Origin of the sequence: Actinoplanes sp. NBRC 101535, assembly GCF_030269225.1 — a bacterium.
Lineage (GTDB): Bacteria > Actinomycetota > Actinomycetes > Mycobacteriales > Micromonosporaceae > Actinoplanes > Actinoplanes rectilineatus.
Genome location: NZ_BSSY01000041.1, coordinates 1,712 through 3,034, shown reverse-complemented (window position 1 = coordinate 3,034; position 1,323 = coordinate 1,712). Strand labels below are relative to the sequence as shown.

Here is a 1,323-nt window from a genome sequence, read left to right as displayed (position 1 = left end):
GTATGAATGCCACAGCTTCGGCGGTGTGCTTGAGCCCCGCTACATTGTCGGCGCAGAACCACTTGACCAGTGAGCTATTACGCACTCTTTAAAGGGTGGCTGCTTCTAAGCCAACCTCCTGGTTGTCACTGCGATCCCACATCCTTTTCCACTTAGCACACGCTTAGGGGCCTTAGCTGGCGATCTGGGCTGTTTCCCTCTCGACTACGAAGCTTATCCCCCGCAGTCTCACTGCCGCGCTCTCACTTACCGGCATTCGGAGTTTGGCTGATTTCAGTAAGCTTGTGGGCCCCCTAGACCATCCAGTGCTCTACCTCCGGCAAGAAACACGCGACGCTGCACCTAAATGCATTTCGGGGAGAACCAGCTATCACGGAGTTTGATTGGCCTTTCACCCCTAACCACAGGTCATCCCCCAACTTTTCAACGTTGGTGGGTTCGGTCCTCCACGTAGTCTTACCCACGCTTCAACCTGCCCATGGCTAGATCACTCCGCTTCGGGTCTAGAACATGCGACTGAAAACGCCCTATTCAGACTCGCTTTCGCTACGGCTACCCCACACGGGTTAACCTCGCCACATGCCACTAACTCGCAGGCTCATTCTTCAAAAGGCACGCCATCACCCCGAAAGGCTCTGACGGATTGTAGGCGAACGGTTTCAGGTACTATTTCACTCCCCTCCCGGGGTACTTTTCACCATTCCCTCACGGTACTAGTCCGCTATCGGTCACCAGGAAGTATTCAGCCTTACCAGGTGGTCCTGGCAGATTCACAGCAGATTCTAGGAGTCCGCTGCTACTCGGGAACACTGCAAAGAGGCTTGACATTTTCGTTTACGGGACTCTCACCCTCTACGGTCGGCTTTCCCACACCGTTCAACTAACATCAAACTTTGTAACTCTTCGGAAGTCTGTCAGAACAACCAAGCAGGTCCCACAACCCCGAATACGCAACCCCTGACAGGTATCACACGTATAAGGTTTAGGCTACGTCCGCTTTCGCTCGCCACTACTCACGGAATCACGTTTGTTTTCTCTTCCTACGGGTACTGAGATGTTTCACTTCCCCGCGTTCCCCTCACATGCCCTATGAATTCAGGCATGGATGACACGACATGACTCGTGCCAGGTTTCCCCATTCGGACACCCTGGGATCACAGCTAGTTTGGCAGCTCCCCCAGGCCTATCGCGGCCTACCACGTCCTTCATCGGCTCCTGGTGCCAAGGCATCCACCGTTCGCCCTTGACAACTTAACCACAAAAAACAAGATGCTCGCGTCCACTGTGCAATTCTCAACCAACGACCAACCCACAACCCACACA

General features: G+C 54.0%; 1 rRNA gene (running past one end of the window). It reads right to left on the bottom strand.

Going from position 1 to position 1,323, the window contains the following annotated elements:
* A 23S ribosomal RNA gene (locus tag QSK32_RS45240) occupies positions 1-1,257 on the bottom strand; it reaches 1,490 nt to the left of the window's first position.
* Positions 1,258-1,323 lie beyond the last annotated feature (66 nt).